Genomic DNA, 19,685 nt, shown 5'->3' with positions numbered 1-19,685 from the left:
GGTAGAAATTTAGCAGATAGATGTAAAGAAAACAGGCCTAATTAACTTGACAGCCATGCATAACAAAAATGAGAGATGCGTATAAAACATCTCTCATTTTATTATGTAATTTATTTATGTTTAAAGTGGTGCAAGTTGTCTTTTCTTGCCTGTGTTATCTATAATCTGGATGCTTGCCACATTTGCAGGCACTATTACACTGCGTGACGATTGAGATAGAAACGATGTGCCATAGCCTACTTCTTCTTTGCGGCTTTTGCCGTCGTTAAACTTCCATAAAATAGCTGTTTCGTTAGGGGCTAGCATAATATTCTTAACCTGATTTTTATACGAGAAGAATCTCAGGTTATTTCTATTTTGCGATGCCACAAATACTGGTTCTCCTTTAGCACTGATAAGCCTTACAAGGCTTTTTGCATCGCCTGCAACACAATATCCGCTATTTTCAGGAAGTACCGCAACGAAATTGCCTTTGCCATCACCTTTCAGTAATAAGCCATTTAAAGCATCAAGACGCCCTACTGTTAATTCTGTAGCATAATCGTTTCCTGCTACCAGCACATCCAGGTTCCCATCTTGGTCAAAATCAGCCGTAACCATACCAAAAAAAGGAGCAAACTGGGCTTGTATAGGTAATTCTTTTATTTCAAATACACCATTACCCTTATTTTCGATATAGCTACTTCTCATCCAATTAGCTTTCAATATCAAAGCGTCTTTTATTTCTTCGGGCTTTAATATTTCATTAATAGTAGCTTCTGAGAATTTGGCATAATTCTGAAAACGCTGACGAGTCTGAATAAATTGTTTCGCCAAATCGTCACGGGTATTATACGGAAACTCTTTTTTTTCGCCTTTTGTATTTGGGAAATACACCGTAGGAATAGCATCATAAAAACCATCATTATTAAAATCTTTAGCATAAACACTTACAGGTTCACTATCACTGGCTTGCATCAAAGTGTTTAAGCCCAGATTTCCGGCTATATAATCTACGTCGCCATCATTATCAAAATCTCCGGCAGCAATGCTTGTCCACCAGCCTATTTTAGTACTCAAAGAACCATTTTGTGTAAGTGCTTCAAGTTTACCTTTATTGTTTTTCAGAACCGTAACAGGCATCCACTCGCCTACTAATAGTAAATCTTGCCAGCCATCATTATCGTAATCACTCCATAAAGCATCACATATTAAACCAATATTCTGCAATTTAGGAGCAACCTGCGCAGTTACATCAGTAAATTTCACTTGTCCATTCGATGAATCGTTACGCAAAATATAGCTCGATACGGGTACAGGATATTTGTTAGTTTCTACACGGCCACCCACAAATAAATCTAAATCGCCATCATGGTCAAAGTCGGCGGCTTTTATGCATGAGCCACTTTTCAGAAATTGTGGTATTGCCTGAGGGCTCAATTGAAAATTCCCTTTACCATCATTAATATAAAACATATCTTGTAGCGAAGGCGAATCGGGGTTAAACTCATTACTGCCACTTACAATATATAAATCTAAATCACCGTCGTTTTCAGCATCAAAGAGCAATACGCCCATGTCTTCGGTGATTTTTGCAGGGCCATCCTCGCCGGAGAGCAAATCCTGTACACTAAATTTACCATCTTTACTCTGTATCAGAAACTTGCCCTTATGCTGGTTGGAGCCACCAACAAATACATCCTCCAGGCCATCACCATTTACATCTCCTACTGCAAGGGCAGGCCCAAACTGAGATAATTTATGTGGTATAAGCTTCTGAACATTAAAATCAATAAAATCTGGTTCCTCGTGTTTATAAGGCACATTCAATTGATTACTTATATCAACAAATAAGGTCTCATCAGTAGTGTTTGCAATGGCGGGTTGTAGCGTGGCATCGGTTTCGTTCAAAGTAATTACCTGATTAGCCTTCACATCTTTCAGTATCTGCGACTTGCCGCCTTGCCATATTATTTTTACCTGGTCAATCTTCTGGATTTTCCCTAAACCAAAATGAGCAATAGGCTCTACCGACGACAGGTATCCTCTGTATGGCGTATGCTCATATACTTGTTTTTGGCCGTTGTCGTACAGAATCTCAACCCATGCACCAAGGCCCATCAGGTTATTACCTGTGCCTTTTAATTGTACTCTCAGATAATTACTTTCCTGTGGTTTTAACTGAATAGAATTGTTACGGTATACCGAAGCAGAATCGTTGATATTATTGACAATATAGTCTAGGTCGCCATCATTATCTAAATCAGCATAGGCTGCCCCGTTTGCAGTAGTGAGTTTGGTAATACCCCATTTATCAGTTACATCTTCGAACTGAAAATTACCTTTATTGCGGTAAGCATAATTTGTCAGTTTGATAACAGGCACATAATCTAAAAGCATCGACTTGGCCATCAGGCTATAGACTTCATTGCGATAGGCTAGAAAATCGTGGTCGTTAATGTCTCTCGGGAAACCATTCGTAATAATAATATCCCTTAAACCGTCATTGTCAAAATCGGTTACCATTGGTGCCCAACTCCAATCGGTTTGTGCTATGCCCGACAACAAGCCGACTTCACTAAACATTGGCTCGCCTGTGGTTGGGTTTTTACCCTGATTTACCTGTAAAGTATTACGTGCATACTGATAAATATAATTGAATCTATCGTTATTCTGATACGTAGTATAGCTATTGGCAGGGGTCATCATTTTTTTACGGTTGTTGCTGGCAGGCATCATGTCTAATGCAACCAAATCTACCAATCCGTCGTTATTAATATCGGCTACATCATTACCCATGGCTGAATATGACGTATGCTTAAAGTATTTGCCTGCCTGGTCGGTAAATGTACCATCATGGTTGTTGATATACATTAAATCATTAGTCAGAAAGTCATTAGTTACATAAATGTCTTTCCAGCCATCCTTATTAATATCAGTAATATTAATACCGAGGCCAAAACCCTCTTCAAAAATCTTTGCCTGTGTAGTTACATCAGTAAAAACAGGATGTTTTTTTTCATTATCAAAATCATTTCTATAAAGTCGGTCGTTACGTTTTGAAGAACCATCTGTTACTTTTTCATGGAACTGATTCGGAAAACGTGTATCATCCATTTCGTTTACTAACACATATAAATCTAAATCACCATCATTATCATAATCAAAAAAGGCGGCATTAGATGTATGGGTTGTATCTGCGATCCCATATTCTTTTGCCATTTCTTTAAACGACGGGATACCGTCTTTTCCCACACCCTGATTCACATATAATAAATTTGCTCTTTGCCCAGCCATTTTTTTAGCTGTAGCACACACATACATATCTAATAAACCATCATTATTAATATCAACTATCGCTACACCAGACGACCATCGTCCCTCGCCATTTACACCTGCTTTTTCTGTAACATCTTCAAACTTCATATCTCCTTTATTGAGATACAATTTATTAGGGGTTGTGTTACCTGTAAAATATACATCGGTAAGTTTATCATTATTAAAATCACCTAATGCTACACCGCCGCCATTATACACGTATTCGTAAGTAAGAATATTTAGTGTATCATTTTCGGCAATTCGATTCGAAAATGCAATATTGGTTTCATCAACTGTTAGTTCTGTAAAAGTTTTTTGTTCTTTTTTACAAGAAACTAGCAAAACATAGCTAACAATGAAATATAATACCTTTTTCATGATAAGTTTAGGGGAATTATAAATCAAAAGAGATGGCGAGTTTGCCATCTCTTTCAATAAAAATATTAGACATTCAGAATATTAATAACCAGGATTTTGTTTTAATACATCAGAACCTACTAGGTCAATCTGTCCTTGAGGAATAGGGAATATGGCTCTATTTGCTCTATAAGTAGCTCCACCCAAAGCACCTGGCAATAAAGCCTGGTCATATTTCAGGTAACGGTTAAGCTCTTCTACATCCTTACCCCAACGAACTAGGTCATAGAAACGGTATCCTTCCATTCCAAGCTCAATTCTTCTTTCAAATTCAACCGCTGATCTTGCATATTCTTTTGTAGGGAAAGAGGTATACAATCCGATTTTGTAGTTGGCCGCTGGTGCACCATCAACCGTTACAAAGCCAGCAGGGTTAGCAGCTCTACCTCTTACCATATTTGTGTACTCAAGTGCTTTTGCTAATGAACCTACCTCAATTTCAGCTTCTGCAGCCATCAGAAGAACGTCTGCGTATCTGATAATTGTTACGTTGTAGGCGTTGTAAGTCTGGTGTCCCCAACCACCTGTTTCTGTTAAGCCTGCATCTTTTTCTGCCTTAGTAAATATATACTTTTTAGGAGAATAAGGGCCACCATTAGGTTGGTTACGAATCATGCTGAAACCTGTATGTTTACCCCAATCTAAGAAAGGAATACCTCTACGACCTACAGAGTGGTCTAATCTTGGGTCTAACGGACCTGCATCTAATGTAAAAGGTTCATCAGATTTGATACCCATATCGTTCTTAACTGCATTGGCAGGGCTATTGTATGAGTTATCCAATAATGGCAAACCATTAGCATCAGTACGGTGTGCGTTTACAAACTCAAATGATGGTTGGAAAAACCCACAACATGTACCAGGGTCAACACCTTGTATAAAGTTAAGTTGCAAGTCACCATTGGCGTTATTTCCACTACCTGATTTTACAGTTGCTTGAACCGCAAAGATTGACTCTGAGTTATTATCGTTAGCAACTCTATAAAGGTCAGAATACTTAGGTAAAAGCGCATATTTTTTACCGCCGGTTGTTTTACCATTAGCAATGATTAGATCAAAAAGTGCTTTTGCTTCTGTATATTTCTTTTGATATAAATATACTTTTGCCAAGTAAGATGCTGCTGCCCATTTGTTTGCACGACCAACCGAAGAAGAGGTTTCTGGTAGAACATCATAAGCCGCTTTAAAGTCAGCCTCAATTTTTGGCCACAAGTCAGTATCATTTTTTACTTTCTCAATTCCGTTAGCTACAGTATTGGTTTCATCCACATAAGGAACCATATTGAAATTTCTTTTCAATTGGAAGTAAAAATGGCCTCTTATGAAACGAGCTTCAGCTCCAATTCTGGCTTTATCTTCTTCTTTTACGCTTGGCTGAGCTTCTTTTAACAAGCCTAATACAGCGTTTGCTCTTGCTACACCATCAAAGTAACTTTGGTAAACGTTACCAGCTACCTGGTCGGTAGAAACGTACTCATATCTTTGAATAGGAATCATCTCGGTACCATCACCAGGGTCAGTACCTTTATTAGCATCTCCACCTCTGATACTACCGATAAGCCAGTTTGATGGACCCGAGTGAGTTTGACTTAAAGCACTAAGCTGTGCATAAGCTGCAATTAAAGAACCCTCCAGGCCGGCAGTACCGGTTAATTGATCCTTTGAAAGTGTACCGGTTGCGGGCACTTCCAAGAAGCTATCACTACAAGCGTACATCCCTGTAAAGAGAACGACGCTGGAAATTAATATTTTAATTTTTTTCATTGTCTTAATTTAATTTGACTTAGATTAGAATCCAACATTTAAACCAAACGTTACCTGACGAGTCATTGGGAAGTTACCCAAATCAACACCAAAGTTGGTATCAGTAGCACCCGCAACTTGTGGGTCAAGACCGCCATATTTAGTAACCGTGAATAAGTTATTAACTGCAGCGTTCAAGCGAATTCTACCCAATTTCATTTTGTTTGCAATAGCCGTTGGCACATTGTAAGCAACAGAAAGGTTTTGGAATCTTAGGTATGAACCATCTTCAACATAGAAACTGCTTGATTGAGAACCTGTGCTGAAACCATCATTTTGTTCAAAACGAGGAATATCAGTATTTGGATTTTCAGGGCTCCAAGAGTTTTTAACACGCTCAGAGATAGCAGCACCAGCAAACAAAGGATAGAAATCTGTAAATCTTTTAGAGATATTATAGATTTTGTTACCAATTGAAGTATAGAAGTAAGCTAATAACTCAAAATTCTTGTAAGAAAGACTAAAGTTTAAACCACCTGTAAATTTAGGAACCGGACTACCCAGATAAGTACGGTCATCTGCATTAACTTGACCATCACCATTTAAGTCAGCATAACGGAAACGGCCCAAGCCTGCTCCTTCTTGAACTGGTACTGCTGCACCTGGTGTAACCGTTGAGCTTAACGCCTGGTTTACTTGCTCTTGTGTCTGGAATAAACCTACTACCTGATAACCATAATAAGAAGACAATGAATAACCCAATTGGTTACGGATAGGGAATACACCTCTGAAGCTAGGATTAACATCAGGCAAGTATGTAAGGCCGCCACCGATTTCAGTGATTTTGTTATCAAGGAAACTACCAGTTACATCAAATGTATAACCTAGGTCTTTACCCCATTTACCTCTTGTGATAATCTGGATATCAACACCTTTATTAACCATTGTACCCACGTTTACTGAAGGTGCAGTGGCTCCACCAACGGTTTGTGTAATCGGCAATTGATACAATAAGTCTTTAGTATCTTTTTGCCACAAATCTAAGATAACATCCAATTTACCTTTCAGGAATGATCCATCAAAACCAATATTTTTGGTGATACTGGTTTCCCATTTAGCATTAGGGTTACCGATACGTGATTGTCTGAAACCACCTACGATACCTGCGTTAGTACCATTAATGTCATAACCCGAAGTTCCTACGTTTTGCTCATAAAGGTTAAATTGGTTGGTAGGTGCAACGTTATTTGAGTTACCCATTGTACCATAACCCCCTCTGATTTTCAAGTCGTTTACCCAAGTAAGACCTTTCATGAATGGTTCGTCTGAAAGTCTCCATGCAGCAGAAACCGCAGGGAATACACCATATCTGTTGTTTGAACCGAAACGAGATGAACCGTCACGTCTGATAACCCCAGTAATAATATACTTATCTTTCAGGCTATAGATAGCTCTAGCAAAGTATGAGTTAAAGTTAACACCATTTTCTTTACCACTGTTTGCAGGGTTTCTGATATCCAATGTAGAAATGGTAATGTAGTTAGGGTCTCCAGAGAATGGAGCACGACCATCAGCCGAAATATTTTTACCGTGTCCGGTATTAAGAGCCTCTTGACCAACCAATAGATCTAGGTTGTGAATACCAAATTTCTTCTTATAAGTAAGCGTATTTGTGAAAGTCCAGCCTAATCTGAAACTAGCATTTTCGTTATAAGACCAGATTGTACTTTTGTTTTCAAGAGTTTCATAAATCGGACGACCATATCCCCAACCATATGCGTTGTTATATGTTCCACCGATAGAAGAACGGAATGTCATATCCTTGATTGGGTCGATCTCGATGTAGAAGTTACCCGATGCAATAGCATTAAAGTTTCTATTTAGTTTTCCTGCTTGTTGGTTAGCAACAGGGTTTGAACCTTGGCCAAAACCTAGCGCAGTTGTACCTGCGAATCCACCAAACTCATCATAAACAGGAAGAATAGTTGGAGATCTGAATGCACCAAGGATATCGTTTTCATCTTGTGATGATTGTAGACCATTGTTACCACCTTGGCGACCTAAGATTTGAAGATACGTAAGCTGGATATTTTCACCGATTCTTACGTTTTTGAAAAGATCAAACTCAGAGTTTACACGCATAGCAATACGTTTAGCTCTTTGGCTTGGTAAAATACCTTGTTGGTCTTGTAATGATAAGCCAACATAGAAACGTGAAGCATCACCACCACCTTCAAAACCTAATGAATGTCTTTGGATGGTTCCGGTTTGAGTCAAGGCTTTATACCAGTCTGTACCTTCTTTGTTCGCTTTTATTACTTGGTAATAATCACCGATTGTTGGTCCAGTAATGTTGTATTTTGCTCTTTCTGCTTCCAAATCAATAGTACCAACCACACCACTTCTGTTTCCTACTTTAAGGTAATCAGGAATGATAGGAGTTGCGCCACTACCATATTGTGGGTGAGTTAAAGGTGCACCCGAATTTCTTAGCGCAGTCCAAGTCCAGGTTGCTTGGTCTTGTGGGTTCATCATTTGTTGACCTTTGCCCGGATCAGTAAAACCAAAAACGCCATCATACGTAATATTCAATTTTTTGGCATTTTTCTTACCTTTTTTAGTAGTGTAGATAATTACACCATTGGCAGCTCTTGCACCATAGATAGAAGCCGCAGAAGCATCTTTCAATACTGTAGTAGACTCAATATCTTCCGGGTTTAAGAAACTTGCATCACTTGGCAAACCATCCACGATAGTTAGAGGTTCGTTACCACCGAATGCACCAAAACCACGTACACGAATCTGGCTACCAGAACCTGGCTGGCTAGTTGTTACAACTGTTAAACCAGCTACTCTACCTTGTAATTGTTGTTCAACACTCGCTGAAGGAACAGTTGTAAGGTCTTTGGTTTTTACAGTTGAAATCGCACCTGTTGATTCACGTCTTTTATCAACTGAATAACCAGTTACAACAACCTCATCAAGGCTAGAAGCATCATCTTCAAGCGTAACATCAACAGTACTTTGATTGTTTAGTTTAATCTCAACAGTTTTGTAACCGATTGAACTGATTACTAATGTACCACCAGCACTAGGGGCATTGATTTTGTAGTTACCTTCTGCATCTGAGATTGTACCTGTAGTAGTTCCTTTGATAGAGATACTGGCTCCCGGAACACCCTCTCCTTTCGAATCACTTACTTTACCACTGACAGATTTTTGTGCAAACGCTACGATAGACATCATCCAAAGTAGTCCACAAATCAGAGCACCCCTTATGGGCACAAAGTAGTTTTGTTTCATAGTTTTGTTTTAGTTAAAAAAAAAGTAAAAAATAAATTGTAATTAAAGTTCTTATATTATATCAAGAATTTCTTGATTTATAGCAATAAGTGTATCTGACACAATTATAGAGGGCTTCTCTAAATTTTCCAAATTTTTCACGTTTTTTTTATAAATTTTAATACCCACACTAAACTATCACCTTATTTATACCAAATAAAATTCTGCCTAAATAAAAAAAACTTACTTTGTGAAAAACCTACTACTTATTTATGAAGCTGTGTATAATAGAATATTCGGAATTAAGATGTTTTTAAAAAAATTAGGTTTTATTTCATCTTTAATGTCCTGCAATTTTATTTAAATTATGCGCAACCCGAATGGGCAAAAACTTAAAACTTAATTATCTTACTAGTGAGGATTTTATAATAATGTCAATACTTGATGAAGTCTTTAGAGCTATGTAAAAGCTACAAAATTAGGTTAATAATCGCGGTTCAGTCATTAAAGTCGCCTAAGAAAATTAATCGTTATATTTAGTCTAAGATAATATTGTATCTATCAGACACAATATTAAACACTTTGAATAATCCTTCCAAACTTTTCTAAGTATTTTTATATATTAACTCGTTCAGAGTTCATTTTATTATAAATATTATTAAAAATGTTATACTTTGGCAAAGATAAAAATTTTAGGTAATAAAAGTCAATTTATCATCACTTTTTGATTCAAAATTATCAGCCTTTACTGCTTTCTGATAAAATTGTACTAGGCAAAGTGTCAATTTTTAAAAACCAAATGATTAGTAATCAACGAGTTGCTGCTAAATATTTAGCAATTCTCTCGGCATCTGCCAATACACGCATAGTATTACCACCCCATATTTTGTGTATATCTTTTTCTGAATAGCCACGGCGTAATAATTCTATGGTTACATTTTTTATTTTACTTACATCTTCGCAGCCCATTACATCACTTCCGCCATCCATATCCATTCCGATACCTACATGGTCAATTCCTGCAATTTTTACTACATGGTCTATATGGTCAACTACTGTTTTAACTGTTGGCACATCACCAGGATATTTATATTTTAATTGACGGCGCTCTGCATTGATTCGCTTTTTATCTTCCGGCGTTGCATCGGCTTTCATGGCCTGCATACGTAAAGTCTTGATAGAAACTTCTACTTCTTGGGATGCTTTTTTCAAGAAATCGGCCACAAAATTTATCTGAATCACTCCACCCTTGGATGCCATCAGTTTTATCATGTCGTCGGTCATGTTTCTTTTTACATCACATAGCGCACGGCACGAAGAATGTGAAGCAAAAACAGGAGCCTTGCTCAGGCGCATAACATCATAAAACGCTGAGTCAGATATATGAGATACATCAACTACAATGCCTAGTTTATTCATTTCGGCAATACACGCTTCGCCTAGTTTGCTTACACCGCCATGTTCGCCACCTTCCGGGTCGCCCGATGAATCGCTTAAATCATTATTGAAAGAGTGTGATAACGTAATGTAACGTAAGCCTAAATCATAATACAATTTCAAGTTTGCAAGGTCGTGCCCTACCGGCCAACCGTTTTCCATGCCTATAAATACCCCTAGCTTTCCTTTTTTGTGCGTAGCATAGCCTTCTTTAGCACTTGTAACCAGTTCGGCCATGTCGGGGTATTTCTTCACAGCATCATGTATGGCCGTAAAAATTTTCAATGCATCTTCTTTTGCTTTTGCATTTCCTTCGGGTGTGCGTTTACCTTGTGCCAGATATACTGCAAAAAACATGGCATCCATTCCGCCTTCCTTCATTCTAGGAAAATCAATCTGTGTACCATCTGTATCGTAATTGTGCTTTACACCAATATCAAAGCCTTCCATCTCTATCATATTAATTGGCACATCGGCATGGGTATCTACAGTATAGGCACGAGCATGAATTTTATCAGCTTTTTTCAGCAGACGTTGTTCTTCTTTGCTTTGTGCAAAAACCAGTGCAGGTAAAAAGAGGAGCAATAATAATTTTTTCATTTAGTCTAGTTTAGTGAGGGTGCTTATTGAAGTTTACGGCCTTTCCATACATATTCATTTTTCCCCTGAGCTACGAACCCAAAAAATGTGACGTAGCATGGGTAAATGATTTGTACAAAAGGAATGAGCCAAATTAAACTTTTTTTGCGCAAAAAGCTAAGAACCAACAGTAAAAAAAGAAGCTCTGCTGAAAATTTGATTGCAAAAATAATCAGTAGGTTTTCAAAGCTAATTTTGCTTAACAAATGTAATATTGCCGTGAGAACCAAGGAGAAATTTGCCAGAAAAATAAAAACTGCCAGTGCCGTAGTGATGGGGTTATTGTAATGTCTCCATTTACTTGCCCATCTTTTACGCTGGTAATAAAACGACTTGAGCGACTCATGCGCTTGTGTTTCTACAATAGCCTGTTGGCTTTTCAGAAAATACACTTTATCGGGGTGTCGGGCGGCAATTTTGTGCATCAGAAACTCATCATCGCCCGATGCCAGATTTTCGTTGCCAGCAAAGCCTCCTACTTCCTGAAACACCCATTTCATGTAGGCCAGATTTGCCCCATTGCACATATTAGGTTTATTGACAAGCATGGCACAAGCCCCTGTACCTATCAGACTACTAAACTCAATGGTTTGTATTTTTTGCCAAAGACTTTTGGTAAAGCTATTGGCATCGTTAATAAATGTAACAGATGAACTAACAAGATAGGCTCCTTTCTCTGCCTGAAACTGTGCAATAGTTGCTAGCCAGTGCTCACCTACCCTACAATCTCCGTCGGTAGTTACTATCAAATCTCCGCTTGCTAGTTGGATTGATGAGTTAATGGCTCGTTTTTTTGGAGAAGCATTGTTTTCTTTAGGAGGTAGCCGATTAATTAGCAGCCGAATAGAGCTTATTTTCTGATATTCTTTCAGTAATGCTAGCGTATTATCAGTAGAATCGTCGTCGGCTACTATTACTTCAAACTTATCTTTAGCATAACTCTGTTTTTCAAGGTCTTTCAGCAAACTAATAATATTCTGAGCTTCATTCCGCACCGGAATAATTACAGTAATAGAAAGTAAAGAATTATTAAAGCGTTGCTGTTGATAAGGCCTGTGGTTGAGCCAAACCCAAACAAGCCCCAAATTCATGACGAAATACACAGAAACAATTAATATAAGAATAGTAGCAAGCACGTATAATGAAAAGATTTACAAAGACTTATGACTATGCAGAAGCCTTTAGGTTCGAAAATCTCAAAGTTAACACAAACACGCTCCCGATAAAAACCGGAAACAATACATTAACAAGCCAGATAGTAAAAGTAGCGGTAGTGATTAACGAAAGTTGCACTCCGAAATAACTAAAATAATAAACTGAGGTAATAGCCCGCATACTTAAGTCGCCCAGAAAATTAAAAGCTGCGCCTAATGTTTTGGTAAGAAACACAATGCCAATACCCGCCAGCAATACCACAAGAGGAAGCTCAATTTTAAACAATTGCAATACAAATAAAAACTGAATAGAAAAAGTAATGTATCTGCCTGTGGCTATCAGAAATATATCTCTGATTTCGACTAGTCTATAGGTTTTCAACACAACGAGGTACTGCCCTATTGTTCGGATGATTTTTTGACTTGAATCAAGAAAATTTATGCGTTGCAGGCTAAACGCTATCCAGATGCCTAGTAGTAGAAGAATAACTAATAGGCCAAGAATAGACCAATGCAGTGCAACAGGTTTGGGCTGAGCTATATATATAAAGTAAGCATAACTTAAAGCCCCAAACAACAACGAGACGTATAGTTGCATACCATTGCCTAGCAAAATAGCCCCTATGCTTGCTGTGCGCTTTTGGGTCTTAAGCATCAGTATTTTTCCGGCATAATCGCCTATCATCATAGGGGTAAAAGTTGACAAAGCTAAGCCTGCAAGCACACCCTGATATGCCTCCCAAAAACTGATTTGTTCTACTTTTAGGGCTAACCTTTGCCACTTCCATGCTTCAAATGCCCAGTTTACAGGAATCAGAAGTAGCACTACCCAGATACTGGCTGTAATAGGTATTTGCCTTAAATGCCTGAGTACCTCATTAATACTTTCTCCTTTTTCTTTCAGCAAAAGATACACCGAAAACAATACTGCTGCAAAGAGGATATTTTTTATTATCCACAAGGCTTGTTTAACAGTAAAGTCAAAGATTTTTGAGTTAATTTGCATATATGAATAAAGAGAAAATCATTTTAGGTGTTGACCCTGGTACAAGAATCATGGGGTACGGAATTATTTCGGTTGAAGGAAATGCGCTTTCCCTGATTCAATATGGCGTTTTAAGACTTGACAAATATAGCACACACGAGCTGAAACTAAAGAAGATTTATGAAAGAATGACACAACTCATTGAGGAGTACCTCCCCGACGAAATGGCTATTGAAGCTCCATTTTACGGTGTAAACGTGCAATCTATGCTTAAATTGGGCCGTGCGCAGGGTGTAGCCATAGCTGCGGCACTTAACCGAGATGTGCCCATTGTTGAATATCTGCCCAAAACAGTTAAGCAATCGGTTACGGGTAGCGGAAATGCAAGCAAAGAGCAAGTAGCCTATATGCTCGAACAGATATTCAAAATGAAATTAGATACCCCGTTTTTTGATGCTACCGATGCCGTTGGTGTAGCGGTGTGCCATTATATGCATGGCAAAACTAAGGCACTCACGGGCAATGCCTCAAAAAAGAAGGGCTGGTCAGCCTTTGTGAGCGAAAACCCTGATAGGTTAAAGTAATTGAGTGAGTTAGTGATTGTTTGAATGAGTGATTAGGCTAATACTATAGATTTACGATTACTCCGGCAAACCCATCTTTTTACGTTCTGATTTTACATAACGTGCCACTTGGTCAACAGGAGCAATCCAGATTCCATTGGCTGGGTCTTTAGCATATTCACAGATTTTCCGAAGCAGGCTAAGCCTAGTTGTTTGTGCACCAGCATCGGCCGTTTCATGGCCTGCCAGCACAAGCCATTGGCCGCTTTTGCCGGCGGCTTCAATAATGGGAAGGATTTGCTCAAAATCCTTCCCATCCATTTCAATACCTGTGAGTTGAGCCATATCGCAATAGCTTGGGTCAACGGGTGCTTCATCGAGCCAACCTCTGCCTGATACGAAGAGTTCCGAAACTACAGGCACAAAGCTTTGCGTATTTTTGCCCCGCCCAACAAATGTATGTCCACACGGATAAGCGTAAGATTCGGCTTTTACTCCTAATAGTGTTCCTATCTGCTTATTAGCTTCCAGAAGTTCAGCACGCATCTTATCTATCGTATAATTTTCAAGTGCATTGTTTCTTGACCAAACGAAATTACCGCTGCATGAATGATGCAATGAATGGTTTCCTATTTCATGCCCTTTATCAACTACCTTCTTCCATGCCTCTAATTGACCCTTTACTGCCGAAGGAACAACATAAAAAGTACCTTTTATCCCATATTCATCTAGCAACGATGCCCCTTTTGTTGCCTGGCTTCCCCTGCCATCATCAAACGTAAGGCTGATAGCCATACGAGCACCTTGTGGCCATTTGAATGGCTGGCTTTGGGCTATGCTATTCAAGTTTGCTAATAAAAGCAAAACAAGGGTGAGGCATGAAGCAAGGGTTGATTTCATTTGATAGACTAGTGTAAAGTATTACAAAACACCCTTCGTACTTGGCAAGCTGTCTAATTCTTTTAAATCACGCTTAACAGCCATTTTGATTGATTTAGCAAATGCTTTGAAAATAGCTTCAATCTTATGGTGTTCGTTCTGTCCTTCGCATTTAATGTTCAGATTACATTTTGATGTATCTGAAAACGATTTAAAGAAGTGGTAGAACATTTCTGTTGGCATCTCTCCTACTTTTTCACGTTTAAACTCTGCGTCCCACACTATCCACGGACGGCCAGAAAAATCGATAGCTACTTGTGCCAAGGCATCGTCCATCGGTAATAAGAATCCATAGCGAGAAATACCTTTTTTATCACCTAGTGCTTTCAGATAAGCCTCGCCAAGAGCCAGCGCAGTATCTTCAATTGTATGGTGTTCGTCGATATGTAAATCACCTTTTACATGTATCGTCAGGTCGGCGCCAGAGTGTTTAGCAAGTTGGTCGAGCATGTGGTCATAAAAACCAAGCCCTGTGTGTATATCCGATTTCCCCTTGCCATCAAGGTTTAGTTCAATCTTAATCTGGGTTTCTTTTGTATTACGTTCAATTGACGCAATTCTTGGCGGAAGTTTCAAAAACTCATAAATAGCATCCCAATCATTTGTCACTAATGCAGTAGCTTGTTCCTGCTCTGCATTTACTATTGGGCTTTCGCCTATGAAAATGGCTTTTGCGCCTAAGTTAACTGCTAATTGAATATCGGTTATTCTATCGCCAATTACATACGAATTAGCCAGGTCATAATCACCATTTATATACTCAGTAAGCAAACCTGTACCAGGTTTACGGGTAGGCAGGTTCTCATGCGGAAAACTACGGTCTATATGAATAGCCTCAAAATGAATATTTTCGTTTTCTAAACCTTGCAGCATTTTGTTATGCGCAGGCCAGAAAGTATCCTCCGGGAAAGCATCTGTACCCAAACCGTCCTGATTTGTAACCATTACCAGTTTATAATCAGTTTCTTCGGCTATTTTACGAAGATTAGAAAGGGCTTTAGGAAGAAAGAATAATTTCTCGAGAGAATCTATTTGAAAATCAGTCTTTGGCTCATCAATAATAGTACCGTCTCGGTCAATAAAAAGAATTTTCTGCATTGCTTTTAGATAAATAGAGTATTTTTCAACAAAGTTAGACAGGTTTTTCGAAAAGTGTAGCTTACTGATGGAGAAACTATAGCATGAAGTTTAAGTATTAATCACTATTCCTATTTCTTCTCCTGTTTTTAAAGGCGTAAAGCTAAACATCTTTAATGTTTGCGCTCCGATTTGAATGAGCACTTCATGGTAAGCACCTACAAATTTTACTGATAAAATTTGTGCTTTTAAAACTGATTCAGGCGAAACAGCAATTTGCTCAGGGCGGATAAATACACTATGTGTTCCCAAGCCAATGCTTTCAAGCCATTCGTGGCTCACTATGTTTACTTCGCCCGTAATTTCGGCTACATATTGGTTCAAAGGTTGTTGATATACTTTTTGTGGCGCATCTAATTGTAGCATTTTCCCCTTACGCATAATAGCCAGATAATCGGCCATTCCGTAAGCATCGCTTACATCATGCGTTACAAATATACAGCTTACTTCTTCGGCCTTAATCAAGCGGAGTATCTCAACTTTCAGCTTACGTTTATTCACAGCGTCAAGGTGGCTGAAGGGTTCATCAAGGAGCAATAACTTTGGTTGCTCAGCAATGGCTTTTACAATTACAGCCCTTTGCTGCTCACCGCCTGATACCTCACGGGGCAAATGTTTTTGTACTTTATCGAGCCCGCTTAGTTTTAAAAGTTTATCGACACGCTTGTTGCGGTAGTTTTCTTCATAGTAACGAAGCTCATAAGCAATGTTTTCACGTATGGAGATATTCGGAAATAGCCCGTAGTCTTGCCTTACCAATTTAATATCGGGGTGGCCTGCTATTAGTTTCTGAGAAGGAGGCGTAATACGTTTATCTTCCAGAAGTAACACCGCTCCGGCATCTGGTTCTTTCAAAGCTGCTATTAAATGCAATAAAGTTGTTTTACCTGAGCCGCTCTCACCCAAGATTGCTAAAATCTCGCCTTTTTCTAATGTGATGGAAACCTGGCTAACTGCTTTTTTATCTTCGAAAGACCTGGATAGATTTTGTATCTTGAGCAACGACATTCTTTTATAATTACAATTTTGCTTACAAAACTAGGTCTTTTTTACAGAAAAAATCGTTTTTTGTTGTGCATCGGCATCTACTTTCCTAATATTGTTCCTAAATTATCAAGCAGAAATCGAAAATACCTGCAAGCTCAACAGATTAGATGCTAGACCTTTATAAACAACAGACCAAGTGTCTGGTAGCGCTCGACTCGATTATTTTCGGGTTTGATGGAGAAGAACTAAAATTATTATTGGTAAAACGTGGTGTACAGACCGACCGTGATACTTGGTCGCTAATGGGTGGTTGGTTGAAACCTAACGAGAGCCTTGACCAGGCGGCTGACAGAATTTTATTTGAATTAACTAATCTTACGGGTGTTTTTCTGGAACAACTAGGAGCGTTTGGAGATCCTTTAAGAGACCCTGTTGAACGAACAGTGGCTGTGGCTTATTATGCCCTGGTGAATGTGAAAGATTATGAAACCAAGATTTCGGACACATACCATGCCAAGTGGTTTTCGATGCATGATTTACCTGAATTGCTATTTGACCACGCCCAGATGATAAAAATGGCGATTGAACGCCTGCGCTATAAAGCGGCTTTTCACCCTATCGGGTTTGAATTAATGCCTGAAACTTTCACAATACCTCAGATACAGAATTTGTATGAAGCTATCTATGGGAGTAATTTTGATAAACGTAATTTTAGCAGAAAAATCCTTTCTACTGGTCTTTTAATTAAATTAAAAGAGAAGCAAAAAGGATTTTCGAAGAAAGGTGCGTTTTTATATAAACTTGATACAGAAAAATACCAGACGCACTCTGATTCTTTTCTAAACTTTGTACCAAACCCCGACGGTATGCTTTAAATTTATTTCACATTTACCAATACTTTAATTTTACCCTCGGTTCCATCAAAGCCTTGTAGAGCTTTACCTAAAACCTGCCCGAAACCTAATTTGGCAGGGTCGGCTTTCATGGCGTATCCGGTTTTTGATGAGGTTACAAGCAAATCGCCACGTTTGATTGGCCCACCCTCGTTACAAACTTTTGTTGGAATTACCCCTACAACACCCATAGGTACTTGTGCACTTATATCGCTATCGATAGGCGCTTCGCTTAATAAAACCCCCGGTTTAGTAGCATATACCCCAGCTACTAAAGCAGAATAAGCCTTGCTCGATTTCTCGACAGTTCTGTCACTATTTTCTGAAATCACCAACACATCACCTGGCTCATATTCTTTTCTTTCACCTTCTACTTCAAACGACTCGGCTAAATCGGCACCAAAGTTCATAGTACCACCATTGAAATAGCCTGTTCCTTGGTAATTAATACGAGCTACGTTCATAAAGTCATTTTGTCCTTTGAAAATAGCTATATCGCCCGTACCTGTCTTGGTTTGAGCCATAAAAGCAGTATTGCTACTTGAATTGCTTACGACATATAACGCAGGACTTGCTCCAAATTCGTTATCTACCTCAAAGTGCCCCGCTTTGCCTGTACCCTGTGTTTTAGCATAGAGTGTATTATTGGTGTTGTTTATATTGGTTGTATAAAACTCACCCGCATTACCTATACCATTTGTAGTTACATAAACACCTGAACTATTGTTGGTTGTATTAGCTATCTGAAAATGTGCCGCTTTACCTGTACCAGTAGTCTGGCTTTCGAAAACATTACCACTTCCATTCGTTCTTGCGAAAACGGCAGTTGCGGTATTACCCTGACTATCAATTGAAAAATATCCTGCCCGACCTGTGCTTATATTTACAGCTTCAATGGCATTACCCCCACCGCTAGCACTCGAAAATATAGTAGAGGCTGAATTTGCAGGGTTGGTGGTCTGGAAATTTCCTGCATTACCATAACCATAGGTTGAAGACCATAAAGAGGTGGTTGAGTTGGGACTCTGGTTTTCAAAAACACCCGCCGGCCCCGAGCCTCTACTTATGGCTCTTACTGCAGTTCCATTTCCTAATGCTTGCGACTCTATGGTGCTTCCAAGACCAGCACCATAGGCAAAAATAGCCTGTGCCTGGCTTCCTGGTGCATTTACAAAAAACTCAGATGCCCTGCCTGTACCATTGGCATAAGATGACAATGACGCACCGATACCGTTCGAGATAACATTTAATGCACTACTGCTACTAGAAGTATTAGCTATTTGAAAATGGCCTGCTCTACCACTTCCGGTTGTAATTCCATCAATTGCGTTTCCTTTTCCGTTGGTTACGGCAACCAGCGTGGTAGAATCGCTGTTGACATTCATTGTCTGGAAATGCCCTGCTCTTCCTCTACCAATACTAAGAGCAGCTAATGTTCGAGAGGTATTATTTGCTGAATTAGTCTCGAACCTACCCGCACCACCCGTGCCTGTTGTTACACCATTAATGGCAAAGCCTTTACCCATAGTGGTTACATTTAAGGCATGTATGGTAGCATTGCTATTGTTTTGTTGAAAATAGGCACTTCCGCCTGTGCCATCGGTAACAGCATACAAAACCGTGTTTGTATTTGAGGGGTTTTCAATTGAAAAACCAGCTCCAATACCTGTTCCGGTATTTCTACCTTGAATAACAGTACCCGAACCTACTGTGGTTGCATAAATGGCCGGCGAAAAATTATTAGTGTTATCGATAGAAAACCATCCACCCGGGCCAATAGACTTACTGAAAGCCCCTAAAACTGGCGCAGGATTTGAAGCATGATTGGTTTCAAAATAGCCGGCATAGCCATTATTAATATTTGTTTTGAATGTGGCTGTATTGGGTAAAATTGTAGCAGACGATAACTGCGCCAAACAACAGTAGCCCGATAAGGTACACAAAACACCTAGAAAGTAAGATTTCATGGAATAAACGTTTGGATTCTGTCTACAAAAATTTGTAAAGCCGTAAACAAAAACAAAAGTTTAAACCAAAGCCTATCTAAAAATTTACTGGGCGGCACATAATACGCTTAAAGCTGTATTTCTAACTGTATACGTACATTTTACATCATATCTATATTACTCTACTCATTCTTAAAGGTATCTAATTGATACAATATTTCCGTCACTAATCCTAAAATAATAGTTTTTCCTCAATCTTAACACAC

General features: G+C 38.9%; 12 protein-coding genes. 2 read left to right on the top strand and 10 right to left on the bottom strand.

The window, feature by feature from the left end; all coding sequences use genetic code 11:
- Positions 1-120: 120 nt before the first annotated feature.
- The 6 genes from WAE64_RS05295 to WAE64_RS05270 all read right to left on the bottom strand — a co-directional run bounded on the left by WAE64_RS05295 (position 121) and on the right by WAE64_RS05270 (position 12,975).
- Positions 121-3,675 (bottom strand): VCBS repeat-containing protein, encoded by a 3,555-nt coding sequence (locus tag WAE64_RS05295; RefSeq protein ID WP_340235188.1) that lies wholly within the window; start codon positions 3,673-3,675, stop codon positions 121-123.
- 81 nt (positions 3,676-3,756) lie between these two features.
- Entirely contained in the window at positions 3,757-5,478 is a 1,722-nt protein-coding gene (locus tag WAE64_RS05290) for a RagB/SusD family nutrient uptake outer membrane protein (RefSeq protein WP_340235187.1), read from the bottom strand.
- Between the two features lie 24 nt (positions 5,479-5,502).
- Entirely contained in the window at positions 5,503-8,760 is a 3,258-nt protein-coding gene (locus WAE64_RS05285; RefSeq protein ID WP_340235186.1) for a SusC/RagA family TonB-linked outer membrane protein, read from the bottom strand.
- A 789-nt stretch (positions 8,761-9,549) separates the two neighbouring features.
- Positions 9,550-10,776 carry a dipeptidase gene (locus WAE64_RS05280; RefSeq protein ID WP_340235185.1) on the bottom strand — a complete coding sequence of 409 codons (1,227 nt, stop codon included), beginning with the start codon at positions 10,774-10,776 and terminating at the stop codon, positions 9,550-9,552.
- A gap of 23 nt (positions 10,777-10,799) precedes the next feature.
- On the bottom strand, positions 10,800-11,951 hold the full coding sequence (locus WAE64_RS05275; protein ID WP_340235184.1) for a glycosyltransferase: 1,152 nt from the start codon (positions 11,949-11,951) through the stop codon (positions 10,800-10,802).
- A gap of 31 nt (positions 11,952-11,982) precedes the next feature.
- Positions 11,983-12,975 (bottom strand): lysylphosphatidylglycerol synthase domain-containing protein, encoded by a 993-nt coding sequence (locus tag WAE64_RS05270; protein ID WP_340235183.1) that lies wholly within the window; start codon positions 12,973-12,975, stop codon positions 11,983-11,985.
- A gap of 2 nt (positions 12,976-12,977) precedes the next feature.
- On the opposite strand from WAE64_RS05270, the gene ruvC reads away from it, so the two are divergent.
- Positions 12,978-13,538, top strand: a complete 561-nt coding sequence (ruvC, locus tag WAE64_RS05265) for a crossover junction endodeoxyribonuclease RuvC (protein WP_340235182.1) — start codon at positions 12,978-12,980, stop codon at positions 13,536-13,538.
- A 57-nt stretch (positions 13,539-13,595) separates the two neighbouring features.
- Here ruvC and WAE64_RS05260 read toward each other — a convergent pair whose 3' ends face one another.
- The 3 genes from WAE64_RS05260 to WAE64_RS05250 all read right to left on the bottom strand — a co-directional run bounded on the left by WAE64_RS05260 (position 13,596) and on the right by WAE64_RS05250 (position 16,601).
- Positions 13,596-14,417, bottom strand: coding sequence for a polysaccharide deacetylase family protein (locus WAE64_RS05260; protein WP_340235181.1), 822 nt, complete (start codon positions 14,415-14,417; stop codon positions 13,596-13,598).
- Between the two features lie 21 nt (positions 14,418-14,438).
- Positions 14,439-15,554 carry a bifunctional histidinol-phosphatase/imidazoleglycerol-phosphate dehydratase HisB gene (gene hisB, locus WAE64_RS05255; RefSeq protein ID WP_340235180.1) on the bottom strand — a complete coding sequence of 372 codons (1,116 nt, stop codon included), beginning with the start codon at positions 15,552-15,554 and terminating at the stop codon, positions 14,439-14,441.
- 90 nt (positions 15,555-15,644) lie between these two features.
- Positions 15,645-16,601 carry an ABC transporter ATP-binding protein gene (locus WAE64_RS05250; protein ID WP_340235179.1) on the bottom strand — a complete coding sequence of 319 codons (957 nt, stop codon included), beginning with the start codon at positions 16,599-16,601 and terminating at the stop codon, positions 15,645-15,647.
- A 146-nt stretch (positions 16,602-16,747) separates the two neighbouring features.
- Here WAE64_RS05250 and WAE64_RS05245 point away from each other — a divergent pair, with 146 nt between their 5' ends.
- On the top strand, positions 16,748-17,455 hold the full coding sequence (locus WAE64_RS05245) for an NUDIX hydrolase (protein WP_340235178.1): 708 nt from the start codon (positions 16,748-16,750) through the stop codon (positions 17,453-17,455).
- Between the two features lie 2 nt (positions 17,456-17,457).
- Here WAE64_RS05245 and WAE64_RS05240 read toward each other — a convergent pair whose 3' ends face one another.
- A complete protein-coding gene (locus WAE64_RS05240) occupies positions 17,458-19,440 on the bottom strand; it encodes an autotransporter outer membrane beta-barrel domain-containing protein (protein WP_340235177.1) in 1,983 nt (660 codons plus the stop codon).
- Between the last annotated feature and the right edge of the window lie 245 nt (positions 19,441-19,685).

Source organism: Emticicia soli (assembly GCF_037860775.1).
Classification (GTDB): domain Bacteria; phylum Bacteroidota; class Bacteroidia; order Cytophagales; family Spirosomataceae; genus Emticicia; species Emticicia soli.
The sequence above is the reverse complement of the archived record's forward strand: the minus strand, read 5'-3'. Positions and strand labels throughout refer to the sequence as shown.

Coding starts and splice junctions, on each gene's coding strand:
- WAE64_RS05240 (WP_340235177.1), bottom strand. CDS start 19,440: ATGAAATCTTACTTTCTAGGTGTTTTGTGTACCTTATCGGGCTACTGT.
- ruvC (WP_340235182.1), top strand. CDS start 12,978: ATGAATAAAGAGAAAATCATTTTAGGTGTTGACCCTGGTACAAGAATC.
- WAE64_RS05260 (WP_340235181.1), bottom strand. CDS start 14,417: ATGAAATCAACCCTTGCTTCATGCCTCACCCTTGTTTTGCTTTTATTA.
- WAE64_RS05285 (WP_340235186.1), bottom strand. CDS start 8,760: ATGAAACAAAACTACTTTGTGCCCATAAGGGGTGCTCTGATTTGTGGA.
- hisB (WP_340235180.1), bottom strand. CDS start 15,554: ATGCAGAAAATTCTTTTTATTGACCGAGACGGTACTATTATTGATGAG.
- WAE64_RS05290 (WP_340235187.1), bottom strand. CDS start 5,478: ATGAAAAAAATTAAAATATTAATTTCCAGCGTCGTTCTCTTTACAGGG.
- WAE64_RS05280 (WP_340235185.1), bottom strand. CDS start 10,776: ATGAAAAAATTATTATTGCTCCTCTTTTTACCTGCACTGGTTTTTGCA.
- WAE64_RS05250 (WP_340235179.1), bottom strand. CDS start 16,601: ATGTCGTTGCTCAAGATACAAAATCTATCCAGGTCTTTCGAAGATAAA.
- WAE64_RS05295 (WP_340235188.1), bottom strand. CDS start 3,675: ATGAAAAAGGTATTATATTTCATTGTTAGCTATGTTTTGCTAGTTTCT.
- WAE64_RS05270 (WP_340235183.1), bottom strand. CDS start 12,975: ATGCAAATTAACTCAAAAATCTTTGACTTTACTGTTAAACAAGCCTTG.
- WAE64_RS05245 (WP_340235178.1), top strand. CDS start 16,748: ATGCTAGACCTTTATAAACAACAGACCAAGTGTCTGGTAGCGCTCGAC.